The 22322-nt window shown below is 70.4% G+C and carries 21 protein-coding genes; 9 read left to right on the top strand and 12 right to left on the bottom strand.

Translation table 11 applies throughout. The features are described from left to right. Positions 1-57 precede the first annotated feature (57 nt). On the bottom strand, positions 58-1734 hold the full coding sequence (locus tag RT309_RS02805) for an ABC transporter substrate-binding protein (RefSeq protein ID WP_313355128.1): 1677 nt from the start codon (positions 1732-1734) through the stop codon (positions 58-60). Between the two features lie 162 nt (positions 1735-1896). On the opposite strand from RT309_RS02805, the gene RT309_RS02800 reads away from it, so the two are divergent. The 4 genes from RT309_RS02800 (at position 1897) to RT309_RS02785 (ending at position 5240) form a co-directional block, all read left to right on the top strand. Then, complete coding sequence (locus RT309_RS02800) at positions 1897-3141, top strand: LCP family protein (RefSeq protein WP_313355126.1); 1245 nt, start codon at positions 1897-1899, stop codon at positions 3139-3141. 70 nt (positions 3142-3211) lie between these two features. Next, on the top strand, positions 3212-4081 hold the full coding sequence (locus RT309_RS02795) for a fused MFS/spermidine synthase (RefSeq protein ID WP_313355124.1): 870 nt from the start codon (positions 3212-3214) through the stop codon (positions 4079-4081). 105 nt (positions 4082-4186) lie between these two features. Beyond that, a complete protein-coding gene (locus RT309_RS02790) occupies positions 4187-4717 on the top strand; it encodes a hypothetical protein (RefSeq protein WP_313355123.1) in 531 nt (176 codons plus the stop codon). Between the two features lie 34 nt (positions 4718-4751). Beyond that, positions 4752-5240: a SprT-like domain-containing protein gene (locus tag RT309_RS02785; RefSeq protein WP_313355122.1), complete on the top strand. Its 489-nt coding sequence runs from the start codon at positions 4752-4754 to the stop codon at positions 5238-5240. Between the two features lie 99 nt (positions 5241-5339). Here RT309_RS02785 and RT309_RS02780 read toward each other — a convergent pair whose 3' ends face one another. From RT309_RS02780 to RT309_RS02745, 8 genes are all read right to left on the bottom strand, one after another. Beyond that, positions 5340-5714, bottom strand: a complete 375-nt coding sequence (locus RT309_RS02780; RefSeq protein ID WP_313355120.1) for a DUF3054 domain-containing protein — start codon at positions 5712-5714, stop codon at positions 5340-5342. 155 nt (positions 5715-5869) lie between these two features. Continuing rightward, positions 5870-6550, bottom strand: a complete 681-nt coding sequence (locus RT309_RS02775) for a 2-phosphosulfolactate phosphatase (protein ID WP_313355119.1) — start codon at positions 6548-6550, stop codon at positions 5870-5872. A gap of 27 nt (positions 6551-6577) precedes the next feature. After that, a complete protein-coding gene (locus RT309_RS02770; protein ID WP_313355138.1) occupies positions 6578-8026 on the bottom strand; it encodes an FtsX-like permease family protein in 1449 nt (482 codons plus the stop codon). A gap of 17 nt (positions 8027-8043) precedes the next feature. Beyond that, positions 8044-8805, bottom strand: a complete 762-nt coding sequence (locus RT309_RS02765) for an ABC transporter ATP-binding protein (protein WP_313355117.1) — start codon at positions 8803-8805, stop codon at positions 8044-8046. A gap of 102 nt (positions 8806-8907) precedes the next feature. After that, positions 8908-9543, bottom strand: coding sequence for a response regulator transcription factor (locus tag RT309_RS02760; RefSeq protein ID WP_313355116.1), 636 nt, complete (start codon positions 9541-9543; stop codon positions 8908-8910). A gap of 27 nt (positions 9544-9570) precedes the next feature. Next, positions 9571-10785: a histidine kinase gene (locus RT309_RS02755; RefSeq protein WP_313355114.1), complete on the bottom strand. Its 1215-nt coding sequence runs from the start codon at positions 10783-10785 to the stop codon at positions 9571-9573. Between the two features lie 369 nt (positions 10786-11154). Further along, a complete protein-coding gene (locus tag RT309_RS02750) occupies positions 11155-12270 on the bottom strand; it encodes an AMP-binding protein (RefSeq protein WP_313355113.1) in 1116 nt (371 codons plus the stop codon). Then, positions 12270-13181, bottom strand: coding sequence for a 1,4-dihydroxy-2-naphthoyl-CoA synthase (locus tag RT309_RS02745; protein WP_313355112.1), 912 nt, complete (start codon positions 13179-13181; stop codon positions 12270-12272). Before RT309_RS02745 ends, RT309_RS02750 begins: the two co-directional genes overlap by 1 nt. 69 nt (positions 13182-13250) lie before the next feature. On the opposite strand from RT309_RS02745, the gene RT309_RS02740 reads away from it, so the two are divergent. Continuing rightward, positions 13251-13946 carry a peptidylprolyl isomerase gene (locus RT309_RS02740; RefSeq protein WP_313355110.1) on the top strand — a complete coding sequence of 232 codons (696 nt, stop codon included), beginning with the start codon at positions 13251-13253 and terminating at the stop codon, positions 13944-13946. Between the two features lie 171 nt (positions 13947-14117). Here the strand turns inward: RT309_RS02740 and RT309_RS02735 are convergent, their stop codons facing one another. Further along, entirely contained in the window at positions 14118-15074 is a 957-nt protein-coding gene (locus tag RT309_RS02735; RefSeq protein ID WP_313355108.1) for a permease prefix domain 1-containing protein, read from the bottom strand. Position 15075: 1 nt separating this feature from the next. Further along, positions 15076-15411, bottom strand: a complete 336-nt coding sequence (locus RT309_RS02730) for a helix-turn-helix transcriptional regulator (RefSeq protein ID WP_313355106.1) — start codon at positions 15409-15411, stop codon at positions 15076-15078. A gap of 139 nt (positions 15412-15550) precedes the next feature. On the opposite strand from RT309_RS02730, the gene RT309_RS02725 reads away from it, so the two are divergent. Together RT309_RS02725 and RT309_RS02720 are read left to right on the top strand one after the other, a co-directional pair. After that, a complete protein-coding gene (locus tag RT309_RS02725; RefSeq protein ID WP_313355104.1) occupies positions 15551-16084 on the top strand; it encodes a hypothetical protein in 534 nt (177 codons plus the stop codon). 34 nt (positions 16085-16118) lie between these two features. Then, positions 16119-17105, top strand: coding sequence for an o-succinylbenzoate synthase (locus RT309_RS02720; protein WP_313355102.1), 987 nt, complete (start codon positions 16119-16121; stop codon positions 17103-17105). Here the strand turns inward: RT309_RS02720 and RT309_RS02715 are convergent. After that, on the bottom strand, positions 17102-17713 hold the full coding sequence (locus RT309_RS02715) for a helix-turn-helix domain-containing protein (protein WP_313355101.1): 612 nt from the start codon (positions 17711-17713) through the stop codon (positions 17102-17104). The two genes, RT309_RS02720 and RT309_RS02715, sit on opposite strands and share 4 nt — an antisense overlap. 104 nt (positions 17714-17817) lie before the next feature. Here RT309_RS02715 and RT309_RS02710 point away from each other — a divergent pair, with 104 nt between their 5' ends. Then, positions 17818-20562, top strand: a complete 2745-nt coding sequence (locus RT309_RS02710) for an efflux RND transporter permease subunit (RefSeq protein ID WP_313355099.1) — start codon at positions 17818-17820, stop codon at positions 20560-20562. After that, the coding region (locus tag RT309_RS02705; RefSeq protein ID WP_313355098.1) for a YhgE/Pip family protein at positions 20559-22322 on the top strand (1764 nt) is incomplete at its 3' end. The genes RT309_RS02710 and RT309_RS02705, both read left to right, overlap by 4 nt.

The following is a 22322-nucleotide window of genomic DNA, read 5'->3' as shown; positions in this document are numbered from 1 at the left end:
CTCACTGGCCCTTCGACAGGCTCAGGGACCCAGTGAGGGCGGACGACGCGGCGGGCATTACTTGGTGAGGACGATCTCCGAGAAGACCTCGTCGTTCACCGGGCTGGCCGGGTAGCTCTTCACCCGCTTGTCGAACGCGAGCGTCGGTGCCGGGTGCGCCAGCGGCACGCCCGGGATGAACTCCGCGACATCCTCGTTGATCTTCTCGTACGCCTTCGTCTGGTCGTCGAGGTTCGAGATGCCGCGGGCATCCGCCAGCTCCGAGAACAGCTCCGGGTTGTCGAAGCCCCACTCCGCGCTCTTCTGTCCGAAGAAGACGCCGACGAAGTTGTCGGTGTCGTTGTAGTCGCCGGTCCAGCCGAGCAGGTGGATGCCGTGGTCGGGCGTGCTGGAGATCTTCTCCAGGTAGTCCGGGCTCCAGGCGTCGGTCTGCGGGTTGACCTTCACACCCGCCTCCTCGAGCTGCTTCGCCAGCACGGTGAAGATCTGCTCGGGGTTGGGCATGTACGGACGCGACACGTTGACCGGGTAGTTGAAGGTCAGCGTGAGCGGCTTGTCAGCCGTGTAGCCGGCCTCCTCGAGCATCGACTTCGCCTTGGCGGGGTCGTACTCGAAGGTCGTGACGTCCTTGTTGTATCCGGTGACCACCGGCGGCACGAACTGCGTGGCCTTCTCGGTGCCCTCGGGCAGCACCTGCTTGATGAGCGCGTCCTTGTCGATCGCGTACGAGAGCGCCTCGCGCACCTTGATGTCCTGCAGCTCGGGCACAGCCTGGTTGAAGCCGAGGTAGAGGATGGTGAACGGCTTGCGCGACACCATGGTGAAGCCCTTCTCCTCGAGGGCCTTGGTGTCGGCCGGGCCGACCAGGTCGTAGCCGTCGATGTCGCCGGCTTCGAGCGCCTGGCGGCGAGCGGTCGGGTCGTCGATCACGCGGAAGATGACCTCGTCGATCTGCCCCTGCTCACCCCAGTAGTCGCCGAAGGCCTTGAGCGTGACGTTCTCGCCCGGAGCCCACGAGTCGAACTGGAACGGCCCGGTGCCGGCGGGGTGCGCCTTCGCGTACTCCGACAGCGTCGGCGCCGCAGCCGTGCCGCCGACCTCGTCGGCCTTGAACTCCTCGAGCGCCGACGGGCTCTGCATGCTGAACGCCGGCAACGACAGCGAGGCGATGAAGCCCGCGAACGGCTTGTTCAGCTCGATGGTGACCTTGTCGTCGCCGTCGGGCGTGCACGACTTGTAGACGGCGTCGGCCGCGTTCGACGCGTAGCCGCGGAACAGCTTGTTGTAGTAGTAGCCGAGCGCCTCGGAGGCGAGCAGGTCGGTCCAGTTGTACCAGCGGTCGAAGTTGAAGCACACGGCTTCGGCGTTGAACGGCGTGCCGTCGTGGAACTTCACCCCGGTCTTCAGGTCGAACGTGTGGGTCATGCCGTCTTCGGACGACTCCCACGACTCGGCGAGCAGCGGTGCGGGGTCTGCGGTGCCGGGCTTGGTGCCGACCAGTCCCTCGAAGATCTGGCGCGAGACGCGGAAGGTCTCGCCGTCCTGCGCGAGCGCGGGGTCGAGGCCCTGCGGGTCGGATGATGCGGCGAAGACGAAGGTGCTGTCGACGTCGCCGGAGGACTTCGAGCCGTTGTCGTCGTCGCGCTGGCTGGCGACGCAGCCGGTCAGCAGCATTGCTGCGACGGCGGTGCCGGCGGCGAGTGCGATGCCTCGCCTGCGGGTGCTGTGGAGCATGGTGTGCCTCTCTGTGAATGCTTCCTCGCATGAATCGGATGCCCCATCGCATCCGCACATGATGTCTTGACGCTACTCAGCGCCCCGGCCGATCGCCAAACTTTCGCATGTTGCGATCCGGTATCGGGTCGGCCAGGGGCGGGCGCTGTAGGGTCGGATGCCATGACGCGCACCCCCGTCGCTCAGCACGCCCCGCACCGCACACCCTCGGCATGGGGGTCGGCGCTGCGGATGCTGGGCATCGGCCTCGCCGTCGTGTCGGTCTCGGCGCTCGGGATCGGGGGGTTCATCGCCGCGGATCTCACTCTGCGGGTGAATCAGGGTGCGGTCGATCTGGAAGACGCGCCGGAGGTCGCTCCCCCGTCTCTGGCGGCGTACCCGGGCGAATTCGCGATCCTGCTCGTCGGAACGGACGAGTGCGGCGAGGTGTCGGCGCAGAAGCTCGGTCCCCGGTGCGTCGGCGAAGACGGCATCCGCAACGACGTCAACCTGCTCGTGCACGTCTCAGCCGAACCGCGCAAGGTGAGCGTCGTCTCGCTGCCGCGCGACCTGATGCTCGAGGTTCCCGAATGCACCCGTGAGGACGGCTCGGTGGCATCCGCGTCATCCGCCGCGGCGATCAACACCGTCTTCGAGCGGGCCGGGCTGTCGTGCGTGGTGAAGTCGGTCGCCGCATTGAGCGGAATCGACATCGGCTTCGCCGCGAAGCTCAGCTTCGACGGCGTCATGAAGATCACCGACGCGATCGGCGGCGTCGAGATCTGCATCGGCGGCACGGGCATCCGCGACCGCGACACCGGGATCGACTGGCCTCCGGGGCTGCGCACCGTGTCGGGTTACGACGCGCTGCAGTTCATCCGGGTCCGCAAGGGGATCGGAGACGGCAGCGACCTCGCCCGCATCTCGAACCAGCAGCAGTACATGTCGCGTCTGGCCAAGAAGATCCTCAGCAGCGAGACCCTCACCGACGTGCCCAAGGTGCTGCGCCTCGCGAATGTCGTCGCCGACAACGTCGAGCCCAGCAGAGAGCTCGCCAACCCGGTGCGGCTCGCACAGCTCGGGCTCGCGCTGAAGGACGTCGCGTTCGACGAGTTCAAGTTCCTGCAGCTGCCCACCGTCGAGGCCCCGTCCGACCCGAACCGGGTCGTGACCGATGAGAGCGCCGCGGAGCCGATGTGGGCGGCGATCCGGGCCGGCGAGTCGATGCAGATCACCGGCGAGGCCAGCAATCACGGCGGTGTGGTCGCGGAGGACACGACCGCGTCGCCCGCGGCGCCGGAGCCGTCAGCCCCCGCATCCGAGGCGCCGAGCCCCGCGCCGTCTGAGACGGAGGGCGTCGTGCTGTCGGAGCAGATCAGCGGCATCGATCTGAACCAGCAGACCTGCTCGGGTGGCAAGCGGCGCTGACGGATACTCTCCGCCACGAACACGACCAGGCGACCTGCACCCCACAGACCGCACGACATAGGAGATGAGCATGGGACGAGCACGCGCGCGGGATGCGGCGAACCCGCAGGTGCGCCTCGAGCACGGCGGCATCGCCGAGGTGGCGCCGAGCGAGTTCTCCAGCGGATTCGAGCTGATCGTCGACGGCACGCCGCAGTCGCATGTCGACCTCGATGATCCGACCCACCTGCACTTTGAGTACATCGTGCGGATGGGCGCGGTGATCGATCAGCTCGGCTCGTCGGCATCCGCCCCGCTCAGCGCCGTGCACCTCGGTGCGGGAGCCCTGACCATCCCCCGCTACATCGAGGCGACCAGGCCCGGATCGCGCCAGCAGGTGATCGAGCTGGAGGGCCCGCTGGTGACGCTCGTGCGCGAGCACCTGCCTCTGCCGCGGTCGGCGGCGATCCGCATCCGGATCGGCGACGCGCGCGAAGGGCTGCAACGGCTGCCGCCCGCGCTCACCGGACGCTGCGATCTCGTCGTCTCGGACGTGTTCTCCGGCGCGCAGACGCCCGCGCACCTGACCAGCGTCGAGTTCTACCGCGAGATCGCCGACCTGCTGGCGCCGTCGGGCGTTCTGCTGGTGAACGTCGCAGACGGGCCGGGGCTCGCGTTCGCGCGACGCCAGGTGACGACGGCGATGAGCGTGTTCGACGAGGTCGCGCTGCTCGCCGACACGCAGGTGCTGAAGGGCCGCCGGTTCGGCAACCTCGTGCTGGCCGCGTCTCGCGCTCCGCTGCCGACCGAGTGGCTGCCCCGGCTGCTGGCCGCGGGCCCGCATCCGGCGAAGATCGCCCAGGATGCCGAGGTCGCGGCGTTCGCGAAGGGAGCGGCGATCGTCACCGACGCGGATGCCGTGGCATCCCCTCGCCCCGACGCGAGCATCTTCCTGCGCTGAGGCTCGCAGGTCGGGTCGATCCCGCCGTCTCAGGGCGAGCCTCGACCCGGTTCTCAGGTCGGCGAGGCAGACTGGGACGACGGTCGCAGAAGGGAGCCAGCAGTCGTGAATTTGATCCAGGGTTACGACCCAGAAACCCTCCGGGAGCTGGTGGATCCGCGCGAGTGCCTGACCCGCCTGACCGAGATCGAGAATCAGCGCAGCCTGCCTGTGCTGCTCGAGCGCGTGTGGCTGCTGAAGGTGCTCGACCGGCTCGACGAGGCGCTCGAGCTCGCCGCTGAGACGGTGCGTCAGGCTCGCATGGCCGGCACCCGCAAAGACCTGCTGCGCGCCCGCGTGCTGCATGCCACCGTGCTGCAGAACCGGGGCGCGCACGCGGCGGCGGCGCAGGAGCTCGCGACGTGCGCCAACGAGGCCGAGGGGCAGGGCTGGGCGGGAATCGCCGCCTTCGCGCATCAGCACCATGGCAAGAACGCGTACGAGGTGCGCGACTTCGAGCAGGCGCGTGAGAGCTTCAAGCGCTCGCTGTTCTTGCGCCGGGAGGCAGGCGCCGACGACTCGGATCTCGAGAAGGCGCTGCGCGCCATCGAGGCCGCCGAGCGGCGCAGCGCGATGGAAGCCGACGCGTTCGTCTAGAGCCGATGTCGGCGCCTGGTCTTACTCTGATCACATGGCCGATCTGAATCGCGTCCGCGTCTGGGGAGACGCGCTGATCCGGATGCACCTCGACGAATCGTGGTCGTTCGACTTCGACAACGCCAAGCGCCGTGCGGGGCTGTGCGACTACCAGCGGCGACGCATCTCGGTGTCGCGCTATCTGGCCGCCCGGTTCGACGACGACGAGATCCATCAGACCCTGCTGCACGAGGTCGCCCACGCCCTGGCGGGACACGCGGCGGGGCACGGCCCCGCGTGGAAGCGCATCGCCCAGTCGCTGGGATACGTCGGCGGAGCCACCCACCACGGCGAGACGGCGACCGAGCTCGCCCCGTGGATCGGGCGGTGCCCCTCGGGTCACGTCGCGTATCGTCATCGCCGCCCGGCGCGCGAGACGTCGTGCGCGAAGTGCTCTCGCCGCTTCGACCGGCGCTTCCTGTTCGAGTGGCGCCGTCGCGAGATCACCGCCGCCGATCGGCTCGCCGCGCAGCTGCCCCGCTGAGCTGCGCGAAACGCAGGACTTCGCCCGGAATGCAGGATCGCCTCGCGGCATCCATCCTGCGTTTCAGCTGATCCCCTGATTTTCAGGCGGCTACGGGAGTCAGTCCGCGGCGCGCGATGAGCGATAGCGTCGCGCGAGAAGGGCGATCAGCCGCCAGCCGAGCAGCAGAGCGGCGAGCACCAGCGAGGCGACGATGATGAACGGGGTCTCGGCGGTGTCGCCGGTGGCGATGCGCAGCAGCATCCCTCCGGCCACCGTCACGATCCAGACGATCACGCCCCAGCCGAGCGACCACGGTCGACGCGGGCGGGCGGGAACGAGCGCGGCGAGGCCGTGCCCGATGAGGAGCGCGATGAGGAACGGCCAGGCCGTGAGCAGGAATCCGAGCGGATTCTCATCATGCGATGCGCGGCCGATCGCCGCGAACACGAGCACGAACACGGCGTCGACGATGACCGCGGGGAGAAACCTCATGTTCCGACCCTATGCCGCCGCATGCCGGCGCTGCCGATGCCGCGCGGCGTCGTCGCCTTGCGTCGGGAATCCCAGACCGAACCGGATGCCCGCGGCGCGCCGCCCGCGCGACACGCAAACCACGACCGAGCGGCCTGCGACTTCCGACGGCGCGGTCAGCTGAACCGCTCGAACACGCCCTCGCGCAGCACGGGGACGGTGTCGACGGCATCCAGTTCCGCCGCCTCGGTCGCGGTCGCCGGACGCACGCCGGCAGCCTCCATGCGGGCGGTGGATGCCACGCCGTCGACCAGCTCGCGACCGGAGCAGCTGCCGATGAGCATGTGCCGCAGTCCCGGCCTGAGTGCGCGGAACGCCTCGGCCGCCGCAGCTGCCTCGGGCGACGAGTGATCGATGCCGAGGTCGCACAGTGCGGCGATGATCGCCCCCGCGCCGAGCTGGTCCTCCACCGCGAACCGCAGCTCGCCGGTGGGTGCGAGCTCGCCTGCCGCGATGATCGACACCGAGGCGCGGGCGCCCTGGCGCTCCTGCACGCTCAACACCGCGCGGGCGGTCGCGGCCGCATTGCGGATGCCGCCGACCAGGACGGTCGCGGTGCGGGCATCCGGGCCAGCCGAAGCCGACGCGGCCGAGGCGACCGCCGCGCCGTTCGTCGACCACGACACGGCATCCGTCAGCGCGATCCGCTGCCCGGCCGCCACTGCGTCGGCGAGTGTGGACGAGAAGCGGAGCACGTCGACGACGATCACGACGTCGGCGGGCGCGAGGCGCGCGAGGCCCTGCGTTCCCCAGTCGAGGCGCACCTGGTACGAGGACTGGTCGAACAGTGAGGGCATCCGCCAAGCCTAATCCGGGAACGGAGCTCAGTCGGCGGCGAGCGCTTCGACCGGAGCGACCCGGGTCGCCAGCCGAGTCGGGGTCACGGCGGCGACGACGGTCAGCACGGCGGTCGCGCCGACGATGATCGCCACGGGGATCCACGGCACCGCGGGGTACACGAGCCCGGCCGGCTCGAAGTCGGGCAGCACGGGCACCGATCCGAGCAGCGACTGCGCGGCGATCCAGCCGTAGGCGATGCCGAGGACGAGACCGGTGAGGGTCGCGGCGACCGTGATGTGCACGGCCTCGAGCAGCACCATCCGGCGCACCTGGGTCGAGGTCAGGCCGATCGCGCGCAGCAGCCCCAGTTCGCGGCGGCGCTGCACCACCCCGATGGTGAGCAGGTTGACCAGGCCGACGGCAGCGATCACCGCCGACACCGCGACCAGCACCATCATGATGCTCGCGAACGCGTCCATCGGGGCGAAGAACCCCTCGACGAACTCTCCCTCGCTCTGGCGCATCAGCAGCGCCTTCACCGACTCGAGAGCGACGGCGAACATCGTCACGAGTGCCACACCCATGACCACGCCGATGGCCATACGGCTCGACCGCTCGGGGTGTCGCAGCGCGTTCTCTGCCGCGAGTCGGGCGGTCGGGCCGGTGCCGAAGAGGCGCCCGACCAGGCGCAGCACCGGCGGCATGAACAGCGGCGACGCGGTCGCCAGACCGGTGAACGAGAACAGTCCGCCGAAGAACGCCACGACCACGCCGAGCGGTGTGACGAGACCGAGCAGCACACCCGCGACGAGCAGCGCCACTCCGGCCACGATCAGCACCAGGGCTCCGACGTGCTTGCCGCGACGGCTCACCTCTTCGTCGTGCGTGCGTTCGACAGAGCCGCCGAGCGCCTGCAGCGGGGTGACGGTGAGCACGCGGCGCGACCCGATCCAGGCGGCGAGCCAGGTCGTCAGCGCGACGCCGACCACGGGGAAGAGTACGCCGGGCTGCGCGAGGGTGACGTCGCCCGGAGCGCCGTCGAGCACGGCATCGCCGACCAGCATCCCGAGTGCCGAGAAGCCGACGCCGATCACCAGACCGATTCCCGCGCCGATCAGGCCGACCACGAACCCCTGCCCGGTGACCTCGTCCCGCTGCGAGCGGGCCGAAGCGCCGATCAGGCGCAGCAGAGCGATGCGCCGGGTGCGACCGGCGATGATCGTCGAGAAGGTGTTCGCGGTGACGATCGCCGCCACGTACATCGCGACCCCGACGAGCAGCACCGACAGGATGGCCACGACGATCGCGAGCACCTCGCTGGCGCCGATGAACGGATCAGACTGCAGCACCGCTCCGATGTAGGCGGTCACCTCGACGAGGATCACACCGAAGGCCGCGGCGAGCGCGGAGACCAGGATGCTCGCTCCCATCCCCCGCTCGCGCAGCCAGGCGAGGCGACCCGCGGCCGGGTGGTTCTGCTCGAGACGCGACATCGTCGCTGCGGACGCGCTCACGCCGCGACCTCCGCGGCGAGCATGTGCGCGGCGATCTGCTCGGCGGTCTGTTTCGGGTGATCGGCGGTGATGCGCCCGTCGCCGAGGAACAGCACGCGGTCGGCGTGGCTCGCCGCGATCGCGTCGTGCGTGACCATCGCGATCGACTGGCCGTGCTCGCGGCTTGCGTTCGCGAGCAGCCCCAGCACCTCGCGTCCGCTGCGCGAGTCGAGGTTTCCGGTCGGCTCGTCGGCGAACACGAGGTCGGGTGCGGTGGCGAGCGCGCGGGCGATCGCGACGCGCTGCTGCTGGCCGCCCGAGAGCTCGTGCGGGCGGTGCGTGAGTCGGGATGCCAGCCCGAGACGTTCGACGAGTCCCTCGATGCGCGCCCGTTCGATGGCCGTCGGCCGGCGCCCGTCGAGCTCGAACGGCAGCAGGATGTTGCCGAGTGCGTCGAGGGTCGGCACGAGGTTGAACGCCTGGAAGATGAACCCCACGCGGCGGCGGCGCAGAACGGTCATCTCGAGGTCGCCGAGGCCGGTGATCTCGGTGTCGCCGACCCAGGCGCGACCCTCGGTGGGTGCGTCGAGCCCGGCCATGATGTGCATGAGCGTGGACTTGCCCGATCCGGACGGGCCCATGATCGCGGTGAACTGGCCGCGGCGGATGCCGACGCTGACATCGTCAAGCGCGCGAACGCCCGCGGCGCCCGCCCCGTAGGTCTTGGTGAGGTGCTGGACGCGAGCGGCGAGGCCGAGGTCCGAGGTCGTGATCTGCATGCTTCGACGCTATTTTCCGGGTCCACCCCGGCACATCGGCCCCGGGGTGGCATCCGGATACATCGGGAGGATGATCCGAGCCGGCCGTCGGTGTACGTCGCGTCAGGCGAGGCCGTGCTCGAAGGCGAAGACGACCAGCTGCACGCGGTCGCGCAGGCGCAGCTTGCCGAAGATGCGGCTGATGTGCGTCTTCACGGTCGCCTCGCTGAGGAACTCGCGAGCCGCGATCTCGGAGTTCGACAGACCCCGCGCGGCAAGGGCGAAGATCTCGCGCTCGCGGTCGGTGAGATCGGCGTACTCCGGGGGCACCGGTTTGGTCTCGGGGGTGAAGTGCGCGAACAGTTCGAGGGTGGCGGATGCCGCGATCACACTCGATCCGGACTTCACTGTGCGGATGGCTGCGAGCAGGAACTCGGGGTCGGCGTCCTTGAGCAGGAACCCGCTGGCTCCGCGCTGGATCGCCCGCGCCGCCGCTTCGTCGAGGTCGAAGGTGGTGAGCATGACGACCCGCGGCGGGTCGGGCTGGGCGAGCAGCTCCGCGGTGGCCGTCAGTCCGTCCATCACGGGCATCCGGATGTCCATCAGCACCACGTCGGGACGGGTGCGGCCGATGACCTCGAGCGCCTCACGGCCGTCGCCGGCTTCGCCGACGACGTCCATGTCGGGCTGCGACGAGACGAGCATCCGCACTCCCGCGCGGAACAGCGCCTGATCGTCGACCAGCGCGACCCTGATCATCCGGACCTCCTGGTCGTCGTCGGCCACTCAGTTCGCCGAAGGGCCGATCGGAAGCGTAGCGCGCACCGTGAACCGGGTCGGCTCATGTTGCACCGTGATCCACCCGCCGACCAGCTGCGCGCGCTCGCGCATGCCGATGAGTCCGTGCCCACCGGGATTCGCGGGCGGGGCTCCCGGGACGGCCTGCTTCAACGGCGGGATGCGGTTGTGCACGACGATCTCGACCCGATCCGCGAACCACGACAGACGCACATCGACATCGCCGCCACCGTGGCGGATGGCGTTGGTGAGCGCCTCCTGCAGGATTCGGTACACGGCGAGCTGGATCGCCCCCGGCGGCTCGGCCGGCGGCATCGGGTCGACCGTCACCCGCGGCTCGACGCCGGCGTGACGCACCTGGGCGAACAGCGCTTCGAGGTCGGCGAGCGTCGGCTGCGGACCGTCTCCCTGCCGATGACGCAGCTGGGTGAGCAGCATCCGCACGTCCGACAGGGCCGACCGCGCGGTCTGCGCGATCGTGACCAGTGCCTCTTCAGCGAGCTCAGGCTTCGCGGCCGCGGCATAGCGCGCCCCGTCGGACTGCGCGATGACCACGGCGAGGGAGTGCGCGACGATGTCGTGCATGTCGCGGGCGATGCGCACCCGCTCCTGCTCTTCGGCGGCGGCTCTCTCCGCGCGCTGCTGCGCCTCGCGGTTCGCGCTGCTCTGCCGCACCAGCCGCCACAGCAGGCCGGCACCCCACGACAGGGCCAGCGACAGCAGGATCGTGAGCCCCATCGTGACGCTCAGCAGCAGCAGCCGGATCTCGAGCTGGGCCGGGGCGGTGACCACGGCGAGGTCGTACTGCATCAGGCCGATGTACAGTCCGCCGAGTATGCCGCCGCCGAGAGCAGAGGCGCCGCCGAGCCAGAGCATCCGCTTCGTGCCCCAGGCCGACGTCGCGAACAGCACCCCGAAGATCGCGATGTCAATCGGCAGCGGGGAGAGGCCCGCCCCCATCTGCAGAAGGGCGCCCGTCCAGGCGAGGATGAGGGCTATCGGGGGTGACAGTCGGCTGACCGCCGCGGCTCCCCAGATCAGCAGCGACGTGACGACGAGCATGAGCGTCGCCGGCATCTCAGGCAGCCAGAAGCTGAGCTGCCCCGTGCTGAAGGCCAGCGAGAGCGGGATCGTGACCAGCGCGCCGAGGGCAGCCCCGACGATGTCGAGCACGAGCCAGGTCGTCGGGATGCGGCGGATCACCCCTTCACGCTACGGGAGAGGCGTGGTGAGGCGCGTCCGCCTGCAGATGTATCCCTGGTCGTCGCCTCGCAGGCCTGAATGGTCGCCTCCCGGCATCCGACGCAGCCATTCGGGACCAGCCGGCATGCCAGGTGTGCGTCCCGGCATCCGACACAGCCGACTGGGCCCGAACGGTCGCCTCCACGCATCCGACACAGCCATTCGGGACCAGCCGACGTGCCAGCGGCGCGCGTCCCGGCACCCGCAAGCCGCCGAGTGGGCCCGAACGGTCGCCTCCACGCATCCGACACAGCCATTCGGGACCAGCCGAAGCTCCAGCGAGAGCGCCGGCGCGCCCCGCGGCGGCGACCCGGGCGTCGGGGCAGACAGTCAGTCCCGCATCATCCGCCGCAGCGCCTGCCGGTCGGGTTTGCCGGATGCCAGCAGCGGCACCTTTCCGGCCTCGAGATGTGCGGGCCTGGCGTGCCGGCCGATCTCGACCTCGACTCGGGCGCGTGCGTCGTCAAGCAGCCGCCGCCCGTCGTCTGCTGCCACGTCGGCGAAGATGACGGATGCCTCCCCCCAGCGCTCATCCGGGACACCGACGACGACCGCCTGCTCCAGCCCCGGAACGCTGCGCACCACGCGCTCCACCCGATCGAGCGACACGTTGATACCCCCAGAGACGATCACGTTGTCGATGCGGCCGGTGACGGCGAGGCGTCCGTCCGGCGCGACCGTGCCGGCGTCTCCCGTGCGGTACCAGCGGGCGCCGTGCATGTCGTTCGTGAACGCGCGTGAGGTGAGTGCGTCGTCACCCAGGTAGCCGTCGGCGAGCACCGGTCCGCTGATGCGCACCTCGCCATGGACCTCGGCCACGCGCACACCGTCGAGCGGCACGCCGTCGTACACGCACCCGCCCGCGGTCTCACTCGAGCCGTAGGTGCGCACGATCCGCGCGCCCGCATCGGCCGCGCGGACGCGCATCGACTCGGGCAGAGCCTGCCCGCCGACGAGGATCGCCCGGTATGACGCGAGCGCGTCGCGAACCCCCGGCCGGGACTCCCCCGCGTCGAGCAGCGTCGCCAGCTGCGCGGGCACCAACGAGGTGAACCGGTCACCGCTCATCGCCGACGTGGCGTGTACGAAGGCATCCGGAGTGAACCGACCCTCCAGCAGCACAGGCTCCAGGCCTTCGAGCAGCGAGCGCACGAGCACCTGCACGCCCGCGATGTACGCGGCGGGCAGCGCGAGCATCCACTGCCCCGACCCGACCCGCAGCGCGGTCGCCTCGGCGCTCGCACGCACGGCGGCAGCGCTGAGCACCACGCGCTTGGGGATGCCGCTCGATCCCGATGTCGCGATCACGACGGCGGTGCCCTCGGGCACGATGTCATCGGGTGCAGGGTCGAAGCCGAGAGCGAGCGGGCGAGAGCCGTCGAGCGCGGCGGGCAGGGCATCCCGCACGGCGCCGGGATCGGCGCTCTCGACCGGATGCAGTCGCATCAGAAGTGATACGGGAAGGGCGACCAGTCCGGGTCGCGCTTCTGCAGGAACGAGTCGCGCCCCTCGACCGCCTCGTCGGTGCCGTACGCGAGGCGCGTGGCCTCGCCGGCGAACACCTGCTGGCCCACGAGTCCATCGTCGACAGCGTTGAAGGCGAACTTCAGCATCCGGATGGCGGTGGGCGACTTGGTCAGGATCGTGCGCGCCATCGCCAGCGCCTCGCGCTCGAGCTCGGCGTGCGGCACGACCCGGTTGACGGCACCCATCTCGTAGGCGCGCTGCGCCGAGTACTCCTCGGCGAGGAAGAACACCTCGCGGGCGATCTTCTGCCCGGTCTGGCGCGCCATGTAGGCGGATCCGTACCCGGCGTCGAAGCTTCCGACATCGGCATCCGTCTGCTTGAACCGGCCGTGCTCGGCGCTCGCGATCGTCAGATCGCACACGACGTGCAGCGAGTGCCCGCCACCGGCGGCCCAGCCCGGGACGACCGCGATGACGACCTTCGGCATGAAGCGGATCAGCCGCTGCACCTCGAGGATGTGCAGGCGCCCGGCGCGTGCGGTGTCGTGGACTTCCGTCGTGGAGTCGCTGTACTTGTACCCGTCGCGGCCCCGGATGCGCTGGTCGCCGCCCGAGCAGAACGCCCAGCCGCCGTCCTTCGGGCTCGGGCCGTTGCCGGTGACCAGCACGACGCCGATGCGGGGGTCCTGGCGGGCGGTGTCGAGCGCCCGGTACAGCTCGTCGACGGTGTGCGGTCGGAACGCGTTGCGCACCTCGGGCCGGTCGAACGCGATGCGGGCGACGCCCCCGTCGCGCGACACGTGCGCGGTGATGTCGGTGTAGTCCTCGGCACCGGGCGCGAGCTGCCATTCGAACGGGTCGAAGATGTCGGAGACGAAGTCGGCGGTCACGGCTCTCAGCCTAATCACCTGAGGGTCCGTTCGCCCGGCTCGCACAGTCGCCTCGCGTACGATCGGGGCGTGCGACTGACAACTCACCTCCGCCGTTCCGTACTCGCCCTCACCGCCGCCGCCGCGCTCGCCCTGACAGGCTGCGCCTCGAACCCGGATGCCGCAGAGCCGGGCTCATCGGCACCCGCTCCGTCATCGGCGACGGACGCATCCGGAACCTGCTCGTACCCGGCCGGCGGCCGCCCCGCGTCGAAGGACGTCGAGGCTCCCGCGGCCGAGCCCACCGAGACGGGCGAGGTGCCCGTCACGGTCCTCACGGGCGTCGGCGAGCTGAAGATGACGCTCGACGCGGCGAAGACGCCGTGCACCGTGAACAGCTTCCTCTCGCTCGCCGAGCAGGGCTATTTCGACGGCACCACCTGCCACCGCCTCACCACCGACGGCATCTTCGTGCTGCAGTGCGGCGACCCGAGCGCCAAGGGAACGGGCGGCCCCGGCTACTCGTTCGCCGACGAGCTCGACGGGTCGGAGACGTATGAGGCCGGTACGCTCGCGATGGCGAACGCCGGGCCCGACACGAACGGCTCGCAGTTCTTCATCGTGTACGCCGACAGCCAGCTGCCGCCGAACTACGCCGTGTTCGGTCACCTCGACGAGGCATCCACCGCGGTCGTGGCCGACGTCGCCGCCGCCGGAACCACCGACGGCGGATCCGACGGAGCTCCGAAGACCCCCGTCGTGATCGAGAGCGTCACGACGGGCTGACCCCGCGCGACCCGGCGCTGTCTTCTGCGCCGAGACCCTCACTTCGCGTCGAGACCCCCACTTCGGAACGTCCGCCCGTGGGCGTTATCTGGGGGTCTCGACGCTCGCGGGTGGGTGCGAACGCGTGGGTGCGAACGTGGGTGCGAACGCCGGCGGGAGGGCGGCCGCGGATCAGCGGGCCAGGCGGGCGCGAGCGGCTTTGCGCCAGCAGTCGATCATGTCGCCGAGCGCGATGCCCACGATCCCGAAGCCGGTGAGAACCGCGAGCACGATCAGCGCGTCGTCATTCACGCCGTTGCCCGCGAACACCTCGTCGACGAAGCGGGGGTTGTACAGCGCCCCCTGCACGAGAGCGGTCAGCGCGAGCACCATCACGACTGCGGCCAGCGCCGCGTTGATCCACGCGAAGGTCATCGTCCAGTGTCCACGGGCGTGGACGGCGATCGCGAGCGCCGCCTCGGCGACCAGCAGGGCGAGCAGAGCGCCGATGCCCCAGGGCCACAGCGCGGGGTTGAGGATCGACAGCGGCACATCGGCGGAGGCCGTCCAGCCACGCAGCTGGTCCCACAGCACCGCCCCGGCGAACAGCGCGAGCATGACCAGCGAGACGATCAGGTCGGCGCGACCGGTGCCGTCGTGCGGGTCTTCGGGCAGCTGGTCGACGCTCCACTTCGCGCCGGTGTCGGCGCCGGTGCGCTCGAGCACGAAGAAGACCAGAGTGGTCCAGAACGACACGTGCACGATCACCGAGAGCACGACGACGATCGCCTCGCCGATGACCTCGCCGATTCCCGCACCCGCCAGCGCCTGCGCGATCGCGACTCCGCCGAAGGCGCAGGCGGGCACGACGGCGAGCAGGATCTTCAGCAGCCGCCACCAGGTCAGGTAGTACTTCGGCCCGATCAGATGCAGCGGCCGGTCAGCATACCCGGCGGCGAGCGCCGCGGGGTCGCCCAGCTCGGTGAGCACGGCATGCTCGGCGTGCTCGAGCGGCTCGCCGTTCTCGGTACGCGCATCGACAGCATCCGCGATCGAGGCGCGCAGTTCGTCGCGCACCTCGGTCTGCAGTCCCGCGGGAAGGCTGCGCACGGTGGCGGCGATGTACCGGTCGGTCAGTGTGGCGGTCATGTCAGTTCTCCTCGTCGCGGAGCGCGGCGGTCGCGGCGGCGATGGCCGCGACCTCCTGAGTCAAGGTCGTGGCGAGGCGGACGCCCGCCTCGGAGGTGCGGTAGAACTTGCGAGGCCTCGCCTCGTCGGTGTTCCACTCGCTGTCGAGATAGCCCTGCTTCTCGAGTCGGCGCAGCAGCGGGTAGAGCGTGTTCGCGTCGGTGGGGAAACCGGCGGATGCCAGCTGCTCGAGCAGTCCGTATCCATAGCCCGGCGTGCGCAGCAGCTGCAGACTGGCGAGCACGATCGTGCCGCGCCGCAGCTCCTGCAGGTGACCGTCGAACTCGTTCTCGCTCATGTCGGTCACTATATTGTGCGGCACACACCATTGTCAACGACACATTGATGGACTGCTCGCCGCCGTAGTCTGGGGCGATGAACCCACCGGTGCAGATCCGCCGCGTCGACCCGTTCGACACCGTCGAGCACAACCTGTGGTGGCAGGCGTATGCCGAGGCCAAGCGCGCCGACATGGGCGAGAACGCGCTGATCTGGACCCTCGAAGAGAGTCGCACCGAGCTGCAGCAGCGCTCGTCGCCGAATGGGCGGCTCTCGACGCCATTCTCGACACCGAGGCTCCGACCGGCGGGCTCGACATCGAGGCCGCGTCAGCCGACGTCGCCGACTACCGCGCCGACGAGCGGATGCAGGCCAAGCAGGGCCGCACGTCGTTCGGGACGGTGGCTCTGGCATCCGACGGCAGGATCGCCGCGTACACGCAGCTCGTCGTCTCGGGCGATGACGGCAACGCGTACCAGTGGGGCACTCTCGTGCGCCGCGAGGACCGCGACCACCGCCTCGGCCTGCGCGTGAAGGTCGAGAACCTGCGGATGCTGCAGCGCCGCTCCCCCGGGACGCCGCGCATCTACACCTACAACGCCGCGTCGAACGCGCACATGCTCGCGGTCAACACCCGCCTCGGCTTCCGGCCATCCGGGCGCCTCGGCGAGCTGCAGAAGAAGGTCGGCTGACCTCGCGCGCCGAATGCACGGGCATGATGGACGCATGACGCCGCCCCTCGCCGACCTGCTCGCCACCGCCCGGGTGGTCGCCCTGCCGATGAACACCCGCTTCCGCGGGGTCGACGTGCGCGAGGCGGTGCTGTTCGAGGGCCCGCAGGGCTGGGCGGAGTTCTCCCCCTTCGTCGAGTACGCGGATGCCGAGGCCGCGACCTGGCTCGCCGCTGCCATCGACTTCGCCTGGCACGAGCAGCCCGCGCCTATCCGCGACCGGATCCGCGTCAACGCCACAGTGCCCGCCGTCGAGGCGGCGCGCGTGCCGGAGGTGCTCGCCCGGTTCGACGGATGCCGCACCGCCAAGGTGAAGGTGGCCGAACACGGCCAGGTGCTCGCCGACGACATCGCCCGCGTGCGCGCCGTGCGCGAGCAGATGGGCCCCGAGGGCCGGATCCGCATCGACGCGAACGCCGGATGGAACGTCGACGAGGCCGAGCGCGCGATCCACGCCCTGGCCGAATTCGATCTGGAGTACGCCGAGCAGCCCTGCGCGTCGGTCGACGAGCTCGCGGATCTGCGTCGCCGGGTGAAGCACATGGGCATCCCGATCGCGGCCGACGAGAGCATCCGCAGGGCCGATGACCCGCTGGCGGTCGCCCGCGCCGGCGCCGCGGACCTGGTCGTCATCAAGGCGCAGCCGCTCGGCGGCATCCGGCGAGCGCTCGACATCGTCGCGCAGGCCGGCCTGCCCGCGGTGGTCTCGAGCGCGCTCGACACCGCAGTTGGCCTGTCGCAGGGCGCGGCGCTCGCGGCATCCCTCCCCGCACTCGAGTTCGACTGCGGGCTCGGCACCGCCTCGCTGTTCGTCGATGACGTCGCCGATGCCCGCCCGGTCGACGGGTCGGTGTCGGCCGCGAGAGTGACTCCGGATGCCGATGCGCTGAGGCGCCTGAACGCGCCGGACGACCGGCGCGAGTGGTGGCTGGCACGACTCGAGCGCTGTCACGCGGTGCTGGATGCCCGAGCCGACGACTAGACCCGGATCAGCTCGACCATCCGGCCGAGGGCCTCGCTGCCCGCGCGGCGCAGGCGGTGGGAATCGGCGCCGTTCATGGCGCTGCGCACGCTCATCCCCTCCCACACGATCATCAGCAGCCGGGCCGCCTCCTCCGCGTCGATGCGCAGGGTGATCTGCCCGGAGTCGACGATCTCCTGGATGATCGCGACGATGCTCTGCATCATCTCGTTCTCCTGCGCGAGGTAGGCCGCCGCGAACGACGGGTCGCGCAGCGCGCGGATGCGGATCTCGCTCATCATCATCACGCCCATGCGGTCGTCGGCCCCGGAATCCATGATCTGCTGCACGAGATCGGCCGGGTCGCAGTCGTCGATGGCGTTCTGGCCGACGAGGGCCGAGACGCGCTCGCGGACGGCCTGCAGGCGGGCCTCGCCGACCGATGCCGCGAGCTCGAGGAACAGGGCGTCCTTCGAGTCGAAGTTCGAGTAGAACGCGCCGCGGGTGAACCCCGCGCGCTCGCAGACCGCCTCGACAGTGGCACCCTCGAGACCGACCTCGGCGAACACCTGCGCGGCCGCCTCGAGCAAGCGCGCGCGGGTGTTCTCACGGCTCCGCGTCGTCGACATCGACTCCTCCTTCACATCGGGCGCACAGCATCCGGCATACCGATGCCCTTACGATACATCTACGTATTCAATACATCTGTGTATCGAGATTCTGCGGAGGCCGCGTGTCCACCCTTCTCTCCTCGCTCGGCCGCTGGTCGTTCCGCCACCCCTGGCGCGTGCTCGTCGCCTGGCTGATCGTGCTCGGCGCCGCCGGCGGCGGCGCCCTCGGGCTCGGCGCAGGAACAGACAACACGTTCTCGATCCCCGGCACCGAGTCGCAGGCCGGACTCGAGCAGCTGCAGCGCACCTTCCCGCAGGTGAGCGGCACGAACGCGCAGTTCATCGTCGTCGCCGCCGACGGCGATGACGTCACCGACGCCTCCTACCGCGACCGCATAGAGGACACGGTGGGTGAGCTCGAGAGGCTCGACGACCGCGTCCTCGCCGTGACCTCGCCCTACGACGAGAACATCTCGGGCATGGTCAACACCGAGAAGACCGCGGCGATCGTGCGCCTGCAGTTCGACGGGCAGTCGACCGACGTGCCAGACAGCGTCAAAGACGACCTGCAGCAGCAGGTCGACGACCTCGCCACCGCACTGCCGGAGGGGTCGCAGGCGGCTCTCGGCGGTGACCTGTTCGCCTCGTCGATCCCCACCGTCACGATCACCGAGGCGATCGGACTGCTCATCGCCCTGCTCGTGCTCATCGTCACCTTCCGCTCGTTCGTCGTCGCCGGTCTGCCGCTGCTGACCGCGGTGCTCGGGGTCGGCATCTCGATGGCCGGCATCTTCGCCGCCACCGCCTTCGCCACCGTCTCGTCGACCACTCCCCTGCTCGCGCTCATGCTCGGCCTCGCGGTCGGCATCGACTACGCGCTGTTCATCGTCGCGCGCCATCAGGATCAGGTGCGCGACGGCATCGATCCCGAGGAGTCCGTGGCACGCGCGGTCGGCACCGCAGGCTCCGCGGTCGTGTTCGCCGGTGTCACGGTGCTCATCGCACTGATCGGGCTCGGCTTCGCGGGCATCCCGTTCCTGACCACCATGGGCATCGCCGCCTCTGTCGCCGTCGCGATCGCCGTCGCCATCTCGGTCACGCTCACCCCCGCGATGCTCGGCTTCCTGAAGGGTCGGGTCGCCGGCCGTCCGCGCCGCACCCGTGCGAAGGCCGATGCCGCACCTCGCCCCGCCTTCTCCCGTCGCTGGGTGGATGCCGTCACGAAGCGCCCGATCATCGTCGCCACCGCGGTCATCGTCGGCCTGGGCATCGTCGCGATCCCCGCTCTCAGTCTGAACCTCGCGCTGCCCAACGCCGGTGTGCTGCCCAAGGGGTCGGAGGCGCGGGTCAGCTACGACCTCACCGCAGAGGAGTTCGGCCCCGGCTTCAACGGCCCGCTGATCCTCACCGGCACGATCGTCACGTCCACCGATCCGCTGAACCTCATGCAGGATCTCGGCGAGGAGGTCGAGAAGCTTCCCGGCGTGCGCGAGGTCGCCCTCGCCACGCCGAATGAGACGGCTGACACGGGCATCGTGCAGATCATCCCCACGACCGCGCCCGACGACCCGGCCACCAGCGACCTCGTGCGCGAATTGCGCTCGCACCACGACGAGTGGCTCGACGAGTACGGGATCGACCTGAAGGTCACCGGCTTCACCGCGGTCGCGATCGACATCTCCGACCAGCTCGGTGCCGCGCTGCTGCCGTTCGGCGTCTTCGTGATCGGCCTCTCGCTGATCCTGCTCGCGGTCGTGTTCCGCTCGATCTGGGTGCCGGTCACCGCGGCGATCGGCTATCTGCTCTCGATCGTCGCCGCCTTCGGCGTCGTCGCCGCGGTCTTCGAGTGGGGCTGGTTCGCGGATGCCCTGCATGTCGCGCGCACCGGTCCGATCATCAGCTTCATGCCGATCGTGCTGATGGGCGTGCTGTTCGGTCTGGCGATGGACTATCAGGTGTTCCTCGTCTCGCGGATGCGGGAGGACTTCGTGCACGCCGGCGCTCTTCGACAGGCTCACGGGCCCAGAGCCGCGGCCGTCGAGGCCGTGCGCTCCGGGTTCGCCGGCACCGCCCGGGTGGTCACCGCTGCGGCGCTCATCATGTTCGCCGTGTTCGTCGCGTTCGTTCCCGAGGGCGACTCGTCGCTCAAGCCGATCGCCCTCGGCCTGGCGGCGGGCATCGCGATCGACGCGTTCGTCGTGCGCATGACGCTGATTCCCGCGGTGATGGCGATCCTCGGCGACCGAGCATGGAGCATCCCGCGGTGGATGCAGCGCATCCTGCCGCACGTCGACATCGAGGGCGAGGCGGTCGAACGCGAGCGCGCGCTCGACGCGTGGCCGGGTGACGACAGCATCCTCGCCGCCGATGATCTGGTCGTCGACGACGCCGGCATCCACGGCGCGCACCTGCGGCTTGCGCCGGGAGGTGCGCTGGTCGTCACCGGCACGACGCGTCGCGCCCTGCGCACCCTCGCTCTCGTGCTGGCAGGACGGGTGAAACCGGATGCCGGAACGCTGCGCGTCACCGGCCATCTGCTGCCGGGCCGCGCGGCCTGGGTGCGCGCGCACGTCGGCGTCGCGCTGATCGACGGGCAGGACGCCCGCGCCCAGCTCGGCGAAGCGCTGCGCGGACGGACCGGCCTCGTGGTCCTCGACGGAGTCGAGCGCATCTCGGCATCCGATCGCGATCAGCTGACCGCGCGGCTGCGCGACGCCGGTGACGACCTCGCGGTCGTCTTCACGACGACGGACCCGGATGCCGCGCAGCGCCTGCTCGCCGATGCCGGCCGATCCGTGGCATCCGTCTCCGATCTGCGCGTGAGCGCAGACATCCCGACCTCCGACTCGACCGAGGTGACCGCATGACTCTCCCCATCGAACGCGCACGCTCGCGCCGGCCCATCACCTGGCTGACGCTGATCGGGGTGCTGCTGCTGCCCGCGATGATCGGCGGGATCCTCGTGGCGGCACTGCACAACCCGACCGACCGGCTCGAGGAGATGACCGCCGCGGTCGTCAACCTCGACAAGCCGGGCACGATCGACGGGCAGTACACCCCGCTCGGCCGCCAGCTCGCCGCCGGTCTCGTGGAGGGCTCCGACGAGCTCGACTCGAACCTCACGTGGGTGATCTCGAACGAGGACGACGCGGCCGAAGGCATGGCAGACGGCCGGTATCAGGCGGTCGTGACGATTCCGACGTCGTTCTCGAAGGACGCGACCTCGGCGGGCGTGGCCCTGCAGGACGGCGAGGGGTCGGCAGAGCAGGCCGAGATCAGCGTGACGACACCGCCCGACGGCCGCGTGGCCGACGGGCTGATCAGTCAGCAGATCGCCTCCGTCGCGGCGTCGACCCTCGGCACGATGGTGAGCGAGGCGACGGTCGGCAACGTGCTGATCGGGTTCAAGACCATCGGCGACCAGATCGGCGATGCCGCCGACGGCGCCGACCAGCTCGCCGACGGTGCACGCTCGGCCGCGGACGGCGCGGCCGAGATCCCCGGTGGCGCGGCTCAGCTCGCCGACGGCGCGGACAAGCTGGCGAGCGGCGCGGGCGAGTTGTCGGGTGGACTGAACACGATCGCCGGCAAGGCACGCGAGGCGGGCACGGGAGCGACGCAGCTCGGGCAGGGTCTGATCTCGGGGGCGGCGGCGCTCGAGAGCGGGGGGTTGGTGCCGAGTCAGCTGCTGGGGGCCGCGAACGGGGCCAAGCAGGCCACCGCCGGGGTGAACAGCGGAGTCACGAAGCTCTCGGGTGGCATCGACGACCTCGTCTGCGGTGCGCTGCAGAAGCTCCAAACCGATCAGCGGGAGGGTCTTCCTGCTCTGAAGGCCGGCGCCGCTGGTGCCGCTCAGGCCGCCGCGGGCACGGCGGACGGGCTCACGCAGCTGAGCACTGAGGCGCCCAAGACGATCGCCGGGCAGCTGCGCACGGCGGGTACGGCGGCGTCGCAGCTCGGCGGCGGACTGGGCCAGCTCGCTGACGGCGTGGGCCAGTCGGCGACCGGAGCATCGGGCCTCGCCTCCGGCGCATCTCAGCTACGAGACGGCATCTCCGCGCTCGGCGACGGTGCCGGCGAGCTCTCGAACGGGCTCGACGACCTGGCGTCCGGCACCGGTGATCTCGCCGAGGGCCTGCGCACCGCCTCGACCTCGCTGCCGTCGTTCGACGATGAGCAGTCGACGTCGCTCGCCTCGGTTATCGCCGACCCGGTCACCTCGAACTCCGACTCGAACGACTTCTTCGGCCCGGCCACGATTCCCCTGCTGTCGGCCGTGGTGCTGTGGTTCGGCGCGCTGGCGTCGTTCGTCGTGCTGCGGGCGGTTCCCGGCAGCGCGCTCACGTCACGACGTTCGTCGGCCGGCATGGTGCTGCGCGGCTTCTGGCCGGCAGCGGCGATCGGCGCAGCGCAGGGCCTGCTGGTCGCCCTGGTCGTGCAGCTCGTCGTGGAGTACGACGCGGCGACGTGGTGGGGGTTCGCCGGCTTCGCGGTGGTCGCCGGCATCGCGTTCGCCGCGATCAACCAGGCGCTCGTCGCCGTGCTCGGCGGCATCGGGCGCTGGATCAGCGCTCTGGTCGGCGTGCTGGCGTTTGCGACCAGCCTCATCTCGACGGTGCCCGACTGG

It is taken from the genome of Microbacterium sp. (assembly GCF_032084865.1).
Lineage (GTDB): Bacteria > Actinomycetota > Actinomycetes > Actinomycetales > Microbacteriaceae > Microbacterium.
The sequence above is the reverse complement of the archived record's forward strand: the minus strand, read 5'-3'. Positions and strand labels throughout refer to the sequence as shown.